Genomic DNA, 15,156 nt, shown 5'->3' with positions numbered 1-15,156 from the left:
CTCAAGGTGACGAACTTTACGCGGGCGTGATGGACCGACCAGCCGTGCGCGGCAAGCGATGGATGGCTCCGCCGGCACAGTCGTGCATTGTAGCGCGATGACCGAGGTTCACGACAATGCCGCCCGGGGGCGGTTCGAGCTCAGCGACGGTGGCGAGACCGCGATCGCCGCCTACACCCGCAAGGGCGACGCGATCGTCTTCACCCATACCGAAGTGCCGCCGGCGCTCGAGGGCCAGGGCGTGGGCACGCGGCTGGTGAAGGGCGCGCTGGCGCAGGTGCGCGCGGCAGGGCTGAAGGTGGTGCCGGCCTGCTCGTTCGTCGCGGCCTATGTGCAGCGACACCCCGACGAGGTGGACCTGGCGTAGCGGGGACCGTGGCGCCCGTTCACATCCTTGAGCATCCCCCACCGCCTATCCGCCGCCAGACATGATCCGTCACCCCAGCGGAAGCTGGGGTCTCCTTGTGGCGGGTGATCCGCGCTCCTCTGGGAGATCCCAGCTTTCGCTGAGATGACGATCATGGATGGGGGTGACGCGCGACGCGGCTATTCCGCCGCCAGCGCCCCCGCCCCCGCCAGCCCCCCCGCCTCCGGCAGCGCCGCCTCGTCGCGTTCCTGCGCCTGGCGCTGCCACATCTCGGCGTACAGCCCGCCCTGGCGCAGCAGCGCGGCATGGGTGCCGCGCTCCACCACCTGCCCGCCGTCGAGCACCACGATCTGGTCGGCATGGACGACGGTCGACAGGCGATGCGCGATGACGATGGTGGTGCGGCCGCGCTCGATCGCCTCGAGCGTGTCGAGGATCTCGGCCTCGGTGCGACTGTCGAGCGCGCTGGTCGCCTCGTCGAGGATCAGGATCGGCGGGTTCTTGAGCAACGTCCGCGCGATCGCCACCCGCTGCTTCTCGCCGCCCGACAGCTTGAGGCCGCGCTCGCCGACGCGGGTGTCATAGCCCTCGGGCTGGCGCTCGATGAACCCCGCGATCGCCGCGCCGCGGGCCGCGCCTTCCATCTCGGCCTGGCTCGCGCCCTCGCGGCCATAAGCGATGTTGTAACCGATGGTGTCGTTGAACAGCACGGTATCCTGCGGCACGATCCCCACCGCGCTGCGCAGGCTCGCCTGGGTGACGCGGGCGATGTCCTGGCCATCGATGGTGATCCGCCCCGCGGTGAGATCGTAGAAACGGTAGAGCAGCCGCGCGAGCGTCGACTTGCCCGCGCCCGACGGGCCGACCACCGCGAGCGTGCTCCCCGCCGGAATGTCGAGGTCGAGCCCGGTGAGGATGTCGCGCCCCGGATCATAGCCGAAGCGGACGCCCTCGAAGCGCAGATGGCCTGCGCCCACCACCAGCGCCGGCGCGCCGGGCACGTCCGTCACCTCGGCCGGGGTGTCGATCAGGTCGAACATGCTGCCCATGTCGATCACGCCCTGGCGGATGGTGCGATAGACCATGCCGAGCAGGTCGAGCGGGCGAAACAATTGCGCGAGCAGGGTGGAGACGAACACCACATCGCCGGCCGAGAACCGCCCCTGGCTCCAGCCCCAGACGACGAAGGCCATGCCGCCTCCGAGCATCAAATTGGTGATCAGCGCCTGGCCGACGTTGAGCCAGGCGAGGCTGTTCTCGCTCTTCACCGCGGCGCTGGCATAGGCCGCGATCGCGGCATCGTAGCGCCGCGCCTCGCGCTCCTCGGCACCGAAATATTTCACCGTCTCGAAGTTGAGCAGCGAATCCACCGCATGCGCGACCGCGCCGGTGTCGAGGTCGTTCATCCGCGCGCGCAGCGCGTTGCGCCAGTCGGTCACCGTGCGGGTGAACCAGATATAGGCGGCGACCATCACCAGCGTCGCCACCACCAGCGGCAGCCCGAAATTCTTGCCGAAGATCGCGACCACCAGCGCGAGCTCGAGCACCGTCGGCGCAATGTTGAACAGCAGGAAATAGAGCATCGTATCGATGCTCTTGGTGCCGCGCTCGACCACCTTGGTGACCGCGCCGGTGCGCCGCTCGAGGTGGAAGCGCAGCGACAGGCCGTGGAGGTGGCGGAAGACATTGGCGGCGAGCCGCCGGGTCGCATCCTGGCCGACCCTCTCGAACACCGCATTGCGGATATTGTCGAACAGCGTCGTGCCGAACCGCGAACCGGCATAAGCGAGCACGAGCAGCACCACGAGCATCGCCACCGAGCGATCGCCGCCCGCCATCCGGTCGACGGCATATTTCAGCGTATAGGCGGCGCCGAACACCTGGAGCAGCTTGGACACCAGCACCAGCGCCATCGCGCCGACGATCCGCGCCTTCAGCCCCGGCTCGCCGGCAGGCCACAGATAAGGCAAGAAGCGGCGCAGGACCGGCAGCAGCGGCTGGTCGGCGCGGGTATGGGTCGTCGGATCGGGTGGCATCGCCCCTGTATGTAGGAGCACGGCGGCTACCGTAACAGCACCGTTGGAACATTGTGCGGCCCCGGTCGATTTTACGCCTTGACTTGGAGGCGCGCATGCAACCGTTGTTTTACGTCATGGCGATCATGGGCTGCGGAGACGGCAACGTGCAGTGCACCGAGGCACGCGTTGTGCCGGTGCGCTACGAGACCATGGCGCAATGCCGTGCCGCCCTGCCCGAGCAGCTCGCCCAGAACACCGACGTGCCCTATCCGATGATCGGCGCCGCCTGCCGCAGCCAGGGTGCGCAGATGGCCAAGGCAGACGCCAAGGCGCCGCGGGGGTAAACTCCCCGCCGTTCGCGCTGAGCTTGTCGAAGGGCGTTGAGATCCTTGGGTTTCAACAGGCTCAGCACAAACGGTGTGATGTTAACGAGGACGCGTCCATAACGCCGGGTCCCGCGGCGCTTCTTCGATCCCCGCCCGCCCCCGCGCGTTGCGCCAGGCCTTCGCGATAAAGCCCAGTTTCTCAGCGCCCGACGTCCCGATCCGCTGGTCCCAGGCATGCGCACCGCGCGCTGCGACCTTGCGCCCGATCGCGCCATAGATCCCTGCCGCGGCGAGCACCGCCCAGGCCGAGCGGAACGACAGCGCCTTGGCCCCTACCCGCGCGCTCGCCTCGAACGCCGCCGCCCTGGTCGCGAGCCGCTCGCCGAGCACCGCCAGCCCGGCCCGGTTGGCCGGGGCCATCTGCTCGCCGGGCACGATCCCTATCTCCGCCAGCCAGTCGGTGGGCAGATAGCAGCGCCCCGCCGCGGCATCCTCGCCGATGTCGCGGGCGATGTTGGCGAGCTGGAACGCCATGCCGAGGTCGCAGGCGCGATCGAGCGTCGCCTGGTCATCGGGGCTCACCCCCATGATCACCGCCATCATGCAGCCGACCACCCCGGCGACATGGTAGCAATAGCGGTAGAGATCGTCCTCGCTGCGTGGCCGCCAGCCCTCGCCGTCGAGGCGGAAGCCCTGGATCAGGTCGCGCGCGAACGCCCTTGGCAGCCGGGTTTCGGCAGCGACGATGCGCAGCGCGTCGAACGCCGGCTCGCCGATCACCCGGCCATCGAGCGCCGCCTCGGTGAGCGTCGCCATTGCCGCGATGCGCTGCTCGCCATCGACCACTTCCGACATGCCATGCCCATGATCCTGGCCGTCGGCGATGTCGTCGCAGGCACGGCACCAGGCGTAGAGCAGCCACGCCCGCTCGCGGGTGACGCGGTCGAACAGCAGGCTGGCGGCGGCGAAGCTCTTCGATCCCCGCGCGATCGATTCATGCGCCGTGGCGACGATAGCATCCCGCGCAGGCAGCGCGCCGGTCAAAGGTCGGACGTCTTCATCCGCACGATCGGCTGGGTCGGCACATGCGCGGCCATGCGATCGAGCAGCGTATCGAGCGTGTCGGCGACGATCAGCAGGTCGCGATGCTGCGGGCGCAGGAAGCCGACCTCGGCGCTCTTTTCCCAGAAGGCGATCAGGTGATCGTAATAGCCCGCGACGTTGAGCAGCCCGACCGGATCGCTGTGATAGCCAAGCTGCGCCCAGGACAGCGCCTCCCACAGTTCGTCCATCGTGCCGGTGCCGCCTGGGATGGTGATAAAGCCGTCGGCGAGCTCGGTGAATGTGGCTTTCCGCTGGTGCATGCCGGCGACGACGTGGAGCTCGGTAAGGCCGCGGTGCGCGACCTCGGCATCGACCAGCGCCTGCGGGATCACGCCGATCACCTCGCCGCCAGCCTGCAATGCCGAATCGGCGATCGCGCCCATCAGCCCGAGCCGGCCGCCGCCGTAGACGACGCCGATTCCGCGCGCTGCCAGCGTGCGGCCGATTGCGCGGGCGGAGTCGATGTAGACAGGGTCGGCGGGGGTTGCCGACCCGCAATAGATGGCGAGGCGTTTCATGCCGTTTGCGCTAGGCGAACCCGCCGCCGCGGACAAGCTGCCGCCCGCAGCGCCCTGCGCCTGGAATGCGCCTAGAAGATGCCGACTGCGGCATCCGCCCAGATCAGCCCGACCACGCCGACGATCCCCACCGCCGCAAGCGCACGGTACAGCGGATTGTCGACCAGCCGTGATGCCGCCTCGATGGCGAGGCCGCCGCCGATCAGCAGGATCGCTGCTGCGGCGAAGTCCGCCCGATCCCAGGCGACCGCGCTGGTGAGCTGCATTGCCACCGCCGGCAGCAGCAGCAGGCCCGCGATCGTCAGCCACATCAGCGGCCGCCATGCCTTGAGGCCGTGCGATGCCGTGCGTCTCACCAGCGCCATGCGATCTCTCCTGCTCGGGTCCGTGCCGCTCCCTTACCACTGCGGGAGCGGCGACGACATAGCCGGCGCCGGTGCGCGCAGCTGGTCGCGCAGCGATGCCAGCGTGGCAGGCGAGGCATCGGGGCGCGCCGCCGCGGCCTTGCCGTCGCGCAGCCGGGCGCGATCGCGCTCGGACGGCTCGACGCAGCGGACGCGCACCGCGGCATGGCCTTGCGCGCGGATGCCGAGTTGGCGCGCCGCGCCGCGCGACAGATCGATGATGCGGTCGTGCGCGAACGGCCCGCGATCGTTGACGCGGACGAGGATGGTCCGCCCGGTGTCGAGCGACGTCACCTCGACATAGCTCGGCAGCGGCAGCGTGGTGTGGGCGCCGCTTATCGCCTTGGCGCGGAAGCGCTCGCCATTGGCGGTGCGGTTGCCGGATTCATCGCCATACCAGCCGGCATAGCCGAGTTGATCGTAACCGGGCGCCGCGGCGGGCGTGTAGGTCACCCCGCGTACCGTATAGGGCCGGCCGATCTTGACCGGATAGTCGCTGACCGGCCGATAGGGCGTCGTGCTGCACGCGGCCAGCGCCAGCGCCACGGCGATGCCGGGCACCAGGCGCCGCACCGGGATCACCGCGCCGCGAGCATCAGCGCCGCGGTCGCCTTGGCGCTGCCGACCACACCCGGAATCCCCGCCCCCGGGTGCGTACCGGCGCCGACGAAATAGAGGTTGGGAATCGCCTCGTCGCGGTTGTGGACGCGGAAATAGGCGCTCTGGGTGAGGATCGGCTCAAGGCTGAACGCGCTGCCCTGATGGGCGTTGAGATCCGCCGCAAAGTCGTTGGGCGCATAGCTGAACTTGGTGACGATCCGCTCGTGGATGTCCGGGATCAGCCGGCGGCCGATCTCGTCGAGGATCCGCCGCTCGAGGATCGGCCCGATCTCGTTCCAGTCGACCGGGAATTTGCCGAGATGCGGCACCGGCGCCAGCGCGTAGAAGGTCGAATAGCCCTCGGGCGCCATGCTCGGGTCGGTCACGGTCGGATGATGCAGGTAGAGCGAGAAATCCTGCGCGAGCACGCCGTGATCGTAGATGTCGGCGAGCAGCTCCTTATAGCGCGGGCCGAACAGGATCATGTGGTGCGGGATACCCGGCCACGCGCCCTTGATGCCGAAATGCACGAGGAACAGCGACGGCGAATATTTCTTCTTTTCCAGGGAAGTCTTCTTGCGCTGCGAGCTGCGCGAACTCTTGAGCAGGTCGCGATAGCTGTGCATGATATCGGCGTTGCTCGCGATCGCATCGGCTTGCGCATGCCAGCCGCTTTCGCAGCGCACGCCGGTGGCGCGATCGCCCAACGTCTCGATCTCCACTACCGGATCGCCGAGCCGCAGCGTGCCGCCGATCCGCTGGAACTGCGCCACCAGCCCGGCGATCAGTTTGTTGGTGCCGCCGCGCGCGAACCATACGCCGCCGTCGCGCTCGAGCTTGTGGATCAGCGCGTAGATGGCGCTGGTCGTCATCGGGTTGCCGCCGACCAGCAGGGTGTGGAAGCTCAGCGCCTCGCGCAGCTTCTCGTTCTGGACATATTTGGAGACGATCGAATAGACCGAGCGCCACGCCTGATATTTGGCGAGCGCCGGCGCCGCCTTGATCATCGACGCAAAGTCGAGGAACGCGACATGGCCGAGCTTCTCATAGCCCTCGCGATAGACGCCTTCGGCATATTCGAGGAACTTGCCGTAGCCGGCGACATCGGCCGGGTTGAGCTTGGCGATCTCCGCCTTCAACGCCGGCTCGTCGTTGCTGTAATCGAAGTTGGTGCCGTCGGGCCAGTTGAGTCGGTAGAAGGGCGACACCGGCTCGAGCGTGACGTCGTCCGCCATGTCGCGGCCGGTGAGCCCCCACAATTCCTGCAGGCAGGCGGGATCGGTGATCACCGTCGGCCCGGCATCGAAGGTGAAACCGTCGCGCTCCCAATAATAGGCCCGCCCGCCCGGTTTATCGCGCGATTCGACGATCGTGGTGGCGATACCCGCCGATTGCAGCCGGATGGCCAGCGCCAGGCCACCAAAGCCTGCGCCAATAACGATCGCGTTCTTCATCGATAAATCCTCATGCCCGCTTCGCCGCGCGCTGGCCGGCGAGCGCTCGCACCGCACGGCCGATCGGCACCGGCGGCTTGCCGATCAGCAGCCGGGCCTTGTCGATCATGGTTGAGCGCCCGGCGTAGAATCGACCGATCAGCCGCGCGTCGAGCCTGTAGAAGCGCTCCAGCACCCGATAGCGTTCCGCCGGTTCCGCCGCCTTGAACAACATCGCATCGAGCATCCGGTAAAAGCCGCGCGCATCCCAGGCGGCGCGCGCGGCGCCATGGGTCGCCTCGTGGAGGTCGGCGCCGGCAAACGAGGTGCGCGCGGCGAGCATCGCCGCGGTGCGCACCGCATCGGGAAGCGAATAGCCGGTGGTCGGGTGGAACAGCCCGGCGCGCATCCCGGCCTTGGCGACCCCTGCCCCGCCCGAGCGCCAATAGGCCTCGAAATCGCCGCCGATCGCGACCGGCAGCACGCCCGCCTCGTCGCGCTCGGCCGCGGCGACCCGCCAGCCGCGCGCGGCCGCATAGGCCTCGATCCGCGCGCCGATCGTCGCCCGGTCGAGCGCCGGCGTGTCGCTGTAATAGGTGTCCTCGAGGAACATCCGCCGCGGGCCGAACGGCAGCGCGTACATGAAACGGTAGCCGTCGATCTGCGCTACGGTGGCGTCCATCACCACCGGGCGGGTGGCGCCATGGTCCTCGGCGAGCAGCAGCTCGCGGCCGACGAATTTCTGCCAGCCGAGCTCGAGGCACGAGAGCTTGCCCGGCCCCCTCGCGTCGATCACCCCGCGCGCCTCGATGCGGTCGCCGTCGGCGAGCACCACCGCGGTCGCCGAGGCGGCGAGCACCTTGCGCCCGAGCATCAGCGCGCCCGGCGCCATCGCCGCGCGCACCGCGGCATCAAGCCGCGCGCTGGTCACCGAATGGTAGCTCGCGTCGATGGTGCGGGCGTGGCCCGGGAAGGCGACGTCATAGCCCTGCCAGTCATGCTCGACGAGCGGCGCGACGATCCAGCGGTCGGCCGCATCGACGTCGCTGCCGAAGAACGACCACAGATGGTTGCCGCCGACACTGTCGCCTGCCTCGATCAGCCGCAGGTCGAGCGCCGGGTGGCGCGCGCGCAACGCCAGCGCGATCAGCCCGCCGGCAAGGCCGCCGCCGACGATCGCCACGTCGCAAGGGATCGTCGTGCCCATCGCCGTCGCCTAGCCCAATCGCGTGCCGACGAGAACCAATATTGCGGGTTTTGGGCTGGAGTTTCTGCCGGTCGCTCACCTCCCGCCACCCGTTACCCGTCACCCCAGTGCAAGCTGGGGTGACGGGTGCAAGCAAGCTCGACGACCGCGATGATTGCCGCAGCCCGCGACAGGTGCATCGCCCCGGCAATCGGCTACATTCCCGGGCATGGCTTCATCCGCCCCCACGCTCACCACCGCGCGGCTCACGCTAGCCCCGCACGCCATCACCGATCTCGACGAGCTGCTCGCGATGTGGGCGGAGCCGGTGGTGCACCGCCACATCGGCGGCCGCGCCTTCACCCGCGAGGAGGTGTGGCAGCGGCTGCTGCGCTACATCGGCCATTGGCACGCGCTCGGCTGGGGCAATTGGGCGATCCGCGAGACGGCGAGCGGGCGCTGGGTCGGCGATGCCGGCTTCATGGACGCGCGGCGCGATATCCAGCCGCCGTTGCCGGCGATCCCCGAGGTCGGCTGGGTGCTGTCGGGCTGGGCGCACGGCCGCGGCTTTGCCCAGGAAGCGCTCGCGGCAATCTTCGCCTGGGGCGATGCGCACGACCTCGGCGACACCGGCTGCATCATCGATCCCGCCAATGCGGCGTCGGTCCGGGTCGCCGAGCGGATGGGCTATCATCGTGAGCTCGGTGCCGATTACCACGGCAAGCGCATCGATTTTTACCGGCGCAAGCCGCTGGCCGGCCACGGCTAAATCGATCCCGCGCCCGCGCCGTCCACTCTTACTATTGCAAGTCACTCGCGATAGCACTAGTCGGACCGCGAAAGGGATCTTCATGAACATTCGTCCGATCGGCCTGCTGCTAGCCGGCTCCATGCTCTCGAGCGCGCCCGCGATGGCCCGACCCAGCGAAGTCCCGCCGAGCCCGGCCACGGCCACCAGCCCGACCGTGGTCACCGATGCGGTGCCCAGCGACGACCAGCGCCCCATGCAGACCGCTGCGCCGGTCGATGACGATGACAGCGTCATCGTCGTCACCGGCGAACGCCCGCGCACCGAGGCGACCTCGGGCACCAAGAGCAACACCCCGATCGCCGACACGCCGCAGTCGATCAGCGTCGTCGATTCGGAAGAGATCGCGCGCCTCGGCCTGCAGAACCTCAGCCAGGTGCTGCGGTTCGTGCCCGGGGTGACGACCGAGCTGCGCGGCTCGAGCGCCGAGGTCTATGATCTCACCACGCTGCGCGGCCTGACCGCGTTCGAGTATCTCGACGGCCTGCGGCTGTTCTCCAGCCCGAGCGGCTATGCCGCCCCGCAGGTCGACGTGTCGCGGCTGTCGCGGCTCGAGGTGCTCAAGGGCCCGGCGTCGGCGCTGTATGGCGCCAGCGGCCCGGGCGGGCTCTATGCGCTGTCGAGCAAGCTGCCGCTCGATCAGGAGAGCTACGGCGCGGTCAGCGCCACCGCGGGCAGCTATGATCTATACCGCGTCGACGCCGATGTCGGCGGCAAGATCGGCGAGCAGGTCGGTTACCGCCTCTACGGCAGCGTCAACGGCGCCCACACCCAGCAGACCTGGGGGAAGCGCGAGCGGCAGACGGTGTCGGGCGCGGTGACGCTCGGCCTCAACAGCCCGACCAGCCTGACTCTGCTCGGCAATTACTCGCACGATCCGTACAACGGCACCTACAGCGGCTTCCCGCTGGACGGCACGCTGCAGACCAATCCTAACGGCCAGGTCTCGACGCACTTCGACGCCGGCGAAGAGGACAATCGCTTCAAGCGCAACCAGGCCGCCGGCACCTATATCCTCAACCACGATTTCGGCGGTGGCTGGCACTTCCGCTCGTCGGGCCGTTACCAGTACGTCGAATCCGACGTGAACCTGGTCTATTCGTCGGGGTCGCTCGACGCCACTGAGACGATGCTCAATCGTGGCTCCTACGTCACCAACGAGCATATGCGCGCCTGGACGTTCGACAATCAGCTCACCGGCACCGTCCGCACCGGCCCGATCGAGCACCGACTGATGCTCGGCCTCGACAGCCAGGTGCTGCATTCTTACGAGATCGCCGCATTCGGCTCGGCAACGTCGATCAACCTCTACAACCCGGTCTACGGCACCATGCCGGTGCCGCGCAGCGTCTACGAAGTGCCGGGCTACACCCCGACTTTCGGTTACGACCCGACCACCTTCGCCACGCCCGCGACCTACGAATATGAAAACCGCCAGCGCGGCGTCTACGCGCAGGACGAGATGGCCTGGGGCGGGCTGCGCGTGACGCTGAGCGGCCGCCAGGATTGGGCGCGCGTTCATTCGCTTGGCAGCGATGCGGTCGACAGCGACAAGTTTACCTATCGCGCCGGCGCGCTCTACAAGCTGCCGTTCGGCCTCGCGCCCTATATCTCCTACGCCACCTCGTTCGAGCCGCAGGCCGGGCTGGTGCTGCGCGGCGACGGCACCACCGGCCAGGCCGATCCGTCCGAGGGCAAACAGCTCGAGGTCGGTGCCAAATATCAGGTGCCGGGCAGCCAGATCCTGATCACCGGCGCGTGGTTCCGGATCAACCAGACCAACCTGCTGCAGGCGCTGCCCAACACCAACTACTCGATCCAGACCGGCGTCGCCAAGTCGCGCGGCTTCGAGCTCGAGGCCAACGCACCGCTGCCCTACGGCTTCCTTGCCAAGGTGGCGGTGACCCGGCAGAGCGTCCGCGACACCGACGGCAGCCGCCTGGTGATGGCCGGCCGCGGCGGCGTCGCCGGCAACCTCGAATGGGCACCACGCGACGGCGCGTTCAACGGCTTCGCGGTGGGCGGCAGCGTGCGCTACGTGGATCACGTCTCCACCGGCGTCGATGGCGTCAGCACCCCGCGCTACACGCTGTTCGACGCGCTGGCACGGCTCGACCTTGGCAAGCTGTTCCCGCAGGCCAATGGCCTCACCGCTGCGGTCAACGTCGCCAATGTGTTCGACAAGAAGTATGTCACCGGCTGCTATTCGGCCTACCAATGGTGCTGGTACGGCAACCGCCGCACCGTGCAGGGCACGATCGGCTTCCGCTGGTAAGCGTCCGGGGCTGTCGGTCGGCTCGCCCTTAAGGCACCGGTCCGACCGACAGGAACAGAGGCAATGCCACACCGACGACCAAGTCTAACCGGGATCGCGCAGGGCATAGCCGGCGCAATCCTGGTGGTGATGCTCGTGGTCGTTGCCAAGGCCAGCCAATATGCCGCGGTGGCGCAGTTCGGCGCCCGTCTCGGCTTCGACCTCGCCTCGATGATCGGGCTGCTGCCCGTGCTGCTGCTGGCGGTCGCGATCCGCTGGCGCTGGCGTCGCTATCGCGCCACCCGCGGTACGCAGCCCGGCTGATCCACGGCCTACTATCCCGCGCGGGGTTACCGCCCCGCCGTTAAGCGCGTACAGCAACCCGATGCTGCTCGCGCTCTTCCTTTCGGCACTGGCGATGACCCTCATCGTCGGGGTCCGCTACCTGATCGTCTCGGGCGCGTTCGCCGCGGCGACGCGGCTGCGCCATCCCGGGCTCTATCGCGGGCTCGATTCGCAGATGCGCCGCGAGATCGGCTGGAGCCTCGCTGCCGCCGCCATCTACGGCCTGCCCGCCGGGATCATCGCCTGGGGCTGGCAGCATCACGGCTGGACGCGGGTCTATACCGATCTCCACGCCTGGCCGCTGTGGTATTGGCCGGTGTCGGTGCTGCTCTACCTCTTCCTCCATGACAGCTGGTTCTACTGGACCCATCGCTGGATGCATCGACCCAGGGTGTTCGCGCGTGCGCATGCCGTCCACCACGCCAGCCGCCCGCCCACCGCCTGGGCAGCGATGGCGTTCCACCCGATCGAATCGGTCACCGGCGCTGTGATAATTCCGCTACTGGTATTCGCGATTCCGATCCACGTCGCCGCACTGGGCTTCGTGCTTACCGTGATGACGGTTATGGGGGTGACTAACCACATGGGCTGGGAGGTTTTTCCCAGGTTCATGTGGCAGGGCCGATTGGGCGGCTGGCTGATCACCGCCAGCCACCATCAGCGCCATCACGAACAATATGGATGCAATTATGGCCTCTATTTCCGCTTCTGGGACCGGCTATGCGGCACCGATCGCGGCCTCGGCGACTTCGCCCGCGCGCACGCCAAGGCAACCGCGCGCAGCGCTGCTGGCGCTGATCCCCGCCGCGGCGCTGCTGCTCGGCGCGGCGCCGACGGCGCGGCTTGAGGTCTCGGTCGATCACCTGCGCTCGGCCAAGGGGCTGATCCGCGTCTGCCTCACCGCCGATCCCGATAATTTCCCGGCCTGCGTCGACGATGCCGATGCCGCCACCCGCTCGGTGTCTGCCGGCACCCATGCGATCGTCTTTCCCGGCCTGCCGCACGGCAATTATGCGATCGCGGTGATCCATGACGAGAATGGCAACGCCAAGCTGGACACCTTCGCCGGCATACCGCGCGAGGGCTTCGGCTTCTCGCGCGATCCCGCCTTCCGCTTCGGCCCGCCGCGGTTCGCCGCCGCCCGCTTCGCCGTGGCAAGTGATGCAGATCGGCAACAGATCCGGATGCATTACATCCTCTAGACCGCCCGACGCGGACATATTTCCAGCCGACAGCGTTACGCGCTCGAAACAGGTTCTGGGAGCTTTCCGTGCAGCGTTCTATTCTTTTGCCTCTGGCGCTAGCCGCCGCCACCGTCGCCACCCCCGCGCTGGCGCAGTCGACCGACACGCCGCCCGCCTCGGGCACCACCACCGAGGATTTCGGCGATGCGATCACGGTCGGCGCGGCGGGCGTCTATCTGCCTGATTACGAAGGCTCGAACGACTATCGCTGGACGGCGGCGCCGGCCGCGATCGGCTCGGTCAAGGGCTTTGCATTCAGCGTGCTCGGCAACCGCGCCAGCATCGATCTGATCCCCAACAAGCCAGGTCCGTCGTGGGACATCCAGGCCGGGCCGATCGGCGTGGTCAATTTCAACCGCCAGAGCCTCAAGAGCATCGATGATCCGCGGATCCGCGCGCTCGGCAAGGTCGACACTGCGATCGAGCTCGGCGGCTATATCGGCCTCGGCAAGACCGGCGTGATCACCAGCCCCTATGACAAATTGTCGGTGTCGCTGAGCTATCGCCATGACGTCAGCAATTCGCATGACAGCGCGATCTGGCAGCCGAGCATCAACTATCTCACCCCGCTCAGCCGCAAGGCCGCGGTCGGGCTGTTCGCGTCTGCCGAACATGCCGGCGACGGCTATGCCACCACCTATTTCTCGATCACCCCCGCCCAGAGCCTCGCCAGCGGCCTGCCGGTGTACAATGCGCATGGCGGCTGGAAGAACTATTCGGTCGGCGGCGTCGTCACTTACTCGCTTACTGGCGACCTGTTGCACGGCTTCAAGGTCCTCGCCGGCGGCACCTATCGCCGCATGCTCAACGACTTCGGCGACAGCCCGACGGTGAGCATCGCCGGTGATCGCAGCCAGTGGATGGGCGCGGTCGGCCTCGCCTACACCTTCTGACATGGGGGCGGGGAAACCCGCCCCTCCCCCCGGCCACTGGGGCCGTGCGCCGGCCCGCCCGGAGACGTCAGCCGGCGACCACCCGAGCCGGCTCACGTCCTGCGCGATGCGCAACACCTGCGGCGGCTTACCGGCCGCGCTTTACCCGCGGCTCAGTTCACCCGTCGCCACCACCGGACCGGTCGGCTGACCGGTCGGCGAGCCGCCGATCGGCTCGATCGAGATCGCCAGCGTGGTGCCGGCGACCAGCACCGCGCGCCGCGTCGCCGCGATCGCGACCCTGGTCGGCCCGCCACCCGGCAGCAGGCCGAGCGGCTGCGGCTTGCCGTCGCCGCCGATCGCCCACAGCTGGGCATCGCGCCCGCGCGGCACCGCGATCCGCCCGGTGATCAGCACCTCGCCGCGCGCGCTGTCATAAGCGGCGGGCAACGGCTTGCCCTCGCCCGACGGGGTGATCGCCGCCAGCAACGGCGCAGGTGCCGGGATCGCCCGCGGTGCGGGCGGCACCGGCGGAACCGGCCGCAGCAACAATGCGGTGCTGAGCGCGAGCAGCAGGCACGCCGCGAGGCTTGCCGCGATCGCCAATGTCCGCCAGCCGCGCAGGCCGCGATCATTGTCCTGGCCGGTCGCCGCGAGGATGCCGCCGCGCAGTGCGTCGAGCGCCGCTTCCAGCCGCGCCTGCGCTGCCGCGGGCGGCGTCACCGACGGCCATTCTGCAAACCACGCGCCAAACCAGCGGCGCCAGTCCTCCACCGCACGGGCGAACGCGGGCTCGCGCGCCAGCCGCCGCAGCGCCGCGGTCCGCTCCTCGCCCTCGAGCAGCCCGAGCACCAGCTCGCCGGCGGTCACCTCGGGGGGTAGGGGGTCGCGCTCGGCGGATATCGGATCAGCCATCCGCCATCACCGGATCGGGGTCGCGCCCTCCGCCGAGGCATGCGCGCAGCGCGATCAGCCCGCGACGGACCCAGCTCTTCATGGTCCCGATCGGCACCGCCTGGCGCTCGGCAAGCTCGGCATAGGTGAAGCCGCCGAAAAAGGCGTTGCGGATCGCGTCGCGCTGGCGCTGCTCGATCTCGTCCAGGCAGCGCTGGAGGTCGGCGACCTCCTCGTCGCCGACCATCGCCGCGTCGGCGAGCGGCGCCGGATCGGGCATGGCCAGCGCCGCGTCGACTGGCGCGATGTCGCGGTGCCCCTGGGCCCGCCGCCAGTCGATTGCCTTGTTGCGCGCGATCGTCGCCAGCCAGGTTATCGGGCTCGCCCGCCCCGGCTCGAAGGCGCCCGCACGTCGCCAGATGATCAGAAATACTTCGTGCAGCACGTCCTCGGCACCTTGTCTGTCGGCGCAGATACGCAGGCAGATGCCAAAAAGCTTCGCGGAGGTCAGCGCATATACCTCGCGGAAGGCGGCGCGATCTTCATCGCCGACGCGGATCAAGGCGTCGGTGAGGCGCGATCGTGCCGCAACCTGATCATCATTGCTGCTGCCCACGCACGCGAAGTAACGCCAAGTTCTGAGCACCGCAACATACTTGCGTTAGGATAATTATTTCAGCGTGTTGCGCGCCGTCCGCATCCTTTGGCCTGATCGCGCGTATCTCCGCACTGACGATCGTACGCATGATGACTGGCGGTGCCAGCCCGGTCGGCGATCGCAAT

General features: G+C 68.5%; 17 protein-coding genes. 8 read left to right on the top strand and 9 right to left on the bottom strand.

Annotated features, from left to right (window positions below):
- The first annotated feature begins 97 nt into the window (after nucleotides 1-97).
- Nucleotides 98-367: a GNAT family N-acetyltransferase gene (locus tag AC07M8_RS06365; RefSeq protein ID WP_495173531.1), complete on the top strand. Its 270-nt coding sequence runs from the start codon at nucleotides 98-100 to the stop codon at nucleotides 365-367.
- A 179-nt stretch (nucleotides 368-546) separates the two neighbouring features.
- Here the strand turns inward: AC07M8_RS06365 and AC07M8_RS06360 are convergent, their stop codons facing one another.
- Complete coding sequence (locus tag AC07M8_RS06360) at nucleotides 547-2,403, bottom strand: ABCB family ABC transporter ATP-binding protein/permease (RefSeq protein ID WP_495173530.1); 1,857 nt, start codon at nucleotides 2,401-2,403, stop codon at nucleotides 547-549.
- A 95-nt stretch (nucleotides 2,404-2,498) separates the two neighbouring features.
- On the opposite strand from AC07M8_RS06360, the gene AC07M8_RS06355 reads away from it, so the two are divergent.
- Nucleotides 2,499-2,729, top strand: coding sequence for a hypothetical protein (locus AC07M8_RS06355; RefSeq protein ID WP_267414270.1), 231 nt, complete (start codon nucleotides 2,499-2,501; stop codon nucleotides 2,727-2,729).
- Between the two features lie 81 nt (nucleotides 2,730-2,810).
- On the opposite strand, the gene AC07M8_RS06350 is transcribed toward AC07M8_RS06355, so the two are convergent.
- The 6 genes from AC07M8_RS06350 to crtY all read right to left on the bottom strand — a co-directional run bounded on the left by AC07M8_RS06350 (nucleotide 2,811) and on the right by crtY (nucleotide 7,977).
- Complete coding sequence (locus AC07M8_RS06350) at nucleotides 2,811-3,755, bottom strand: phytoene/squalene synthase family protein (protein WP_495173529.1); 945 nt, start codon at nucleotides 3,753-3,755, stop codon at nucleotides 2,811-2,813.
- Complete coding sequence (locus AC07M8_RS06345; protein ID WP_495173528.1) at nucleotides 3,752-4,333, bottom strand: LOG family protein; 582 nt, start codon at nucleotides 4,331-4,333, stop codon at nucleotides 3,752-3,754. Before AC07M8_RS06345 ends, AC07M8_RS06350 begins: the two co-directional genes overlap by 4 nt.
- A gap of 71 nt (nucleotides 4,334-4,404) precedes the next feature.
- The gene (locus tag AC07M8_RS06340; protein WP_495173527.1) at nucleotides 4,405-4,698 is read right to left on the bottom strand and encodes a hypothetical protein; all 294 of its coding nucleotides are present in this window, start codon (nucleotides 4,696-4,698) and stop codon (nucleotides 4,405-4,407) included.
- A 33-nt stretch (nucleotides 4,699-4,731) separates the two neighbouring features.
- Nucleotides 4,732-5,298, bottom strand: a complete 567-nt coding sequence (locus AC07M8_RS06335; protein ID WP_495173526.1) for a septal ring lytic transglycosylase RlpA family protein — start codon at nucleotides 5,296-5,298, stop codon at nucleotides 4,732-4,734.
- A gap of 17 nt (nucleotides 5,299-5,315) precedes the next feature.
- Nucleotides 5,316-6,791, bottom strand: coding sequence for a phytoene desaturase (locus AC07M8_RS06330; protein WP_495173525.1), 1,476 nt, complete (start codon nucleotides 6,789-6,791; stop codon nucleotides 5,316-5,318).
- Between the two features lie 10 nt (nucleotides 6,792-6,801).
- Nucleotides 6,802-7,977: a lycopene beta-cyclase CrtY gene (gene crtY, locus AC07M8_RS06325; protein WP_495173524.1), complete on the bottom strand. Its 1,176-nt coding sequence runs from the start codon at nucleotides 7,975-7,977 to the stop codon at nucleotides 6,802-6,804.
- Between the two features lie 208 nt (nucleotides 7,978-8,185).
- Here crtY and AC07M8_RS06320 point away from each other — a divergent pair, with 208 nt between their 5' ends.
- The 6 genes from AC07M8_RS06320 to AC07M8_RS06295 all read left to right on the top strand — a co-directional run bounded on the left by AC07M8_RS06320 (nucleotide 8,186) and on the right by AC07M8_RS06295 (nucleotide 13,500).
- Nucleotides 8,186-8,725 (top strand): GNAT family N-acetyltransferase, encoded by a 540-nt coding sequence (locus tag AC07M8_RS06320; RefSeq protein ID WP_495173523.1) that lies wholly within the window; start codon nucleotides 8,186-8,188, stop codon nucleotides 8,723-8,725.
- An 82-nt stretch (nucleotides 8,726-8,807) separates the two neighbouring features.
- Nucleotides 8,808-11,039, top strand: a complete 2,232-nt coding sequence (locus tag AC07M8_RS06315; RefSeq protein WP_495173522.1) for a TonB-dependent siderophore receptor — start codon at nucleotides 8,808-8,810, stop codon at nucleotides 11,037-11,039.
- Between the two features lie 129 nt (nucleotides 11,040-11,168).
- The gene (locus AC07M8_RS06310) at nucleotides 11,169-11,342 is read left to right on the top strand and encodes a hypothetical protein (RefSeq protein WP_495173521.1); all 174 of its coding nucleotides are present in this window, start codon (nucleotides 11,169-11,171) and stop codon (nucleotides 11,340-11,342) included.
- A gap of 61 nt (nucleotides 11,343-11,403) precedes the next feature.
- Entirely contained in the window at nucleotides 11,404-12,210 is an 807-nt protein-coding gene (locus AC07M8_RS06305) for a sterol desaturase family protein (RefSeq protein ID WP_495173520.1), read from the top strand.
- Entirely contained in the window at nucleotides 12,179-12,565 is a 387-nt protein-coding gene (locus AC07M8_RS06300) for a DUF2141 domain-containing protein (RefSeq protein ID WP_495173779.1), read from the top strand. The genes AC07M8_RS06305 and AC07M8_RS06300 overlap by 32 nt, the downstream gene beginning before the upstream one ends.
- 68 nt (nucleotides 12,566-12,633) lie before the next feature.
- Nucleotides 12,634-13,500, top strand: a complete 867-nt coding sequence (locus AC07M8_RS06295; protein WP_495173519.1) for a MipA/OmpV family protein — start codon at nucleotides 12,634-12,636, stop codon at nucleotides 13,498-13,500.
- Nucleotides 13,501-13,641: 141 nt separating this feature from the next.
- Here AC07M8_RS06295 and AC07M8_RS06290 read toward each other — a convergent pair whose 3' ends face one another.
- Together AC07M8_RS06290 and AC07M8_RS06285 are read right to left on the bottom strand one after the other, a co-directional pair.
- A complete protein-coding gene (locus tag AC07M8_RS06290) occupies nucleotides 13,642-14,394 on the bottom strand; it encodes an anti-sigma factor (RefSeq protein WP_495173518.1) in 753 nt (250 codons plus the stop codon).
- Complete coding sequence (locus AC07M8_RS06285; protein ID WP_495173517.1) at nucleotides 14,387-14,989, bottom strand: sigma-70 family RNA polymerase sigma factor; 603 nt, start codon at nucleotides 14,987-14,989, stop codon at nucleotides 14,387-14,389. The genes AC07M8_RS06290 and AC07M8_RS06285 overlap by 8 nt, the downstream gene beginning before the upstream one ends.
- Between the last annotated feature and the right edge of the window lie 167 nt (nucleotides 14,990-15,156).

The organism is Sphingomonas sp. GW821-FHT09E03, assembly GCF_059416225.1.
Note: the sequence above shows the minus strand (reverse complement) of the source record. Positions and strands in the feature narration are given on the sequence as shown.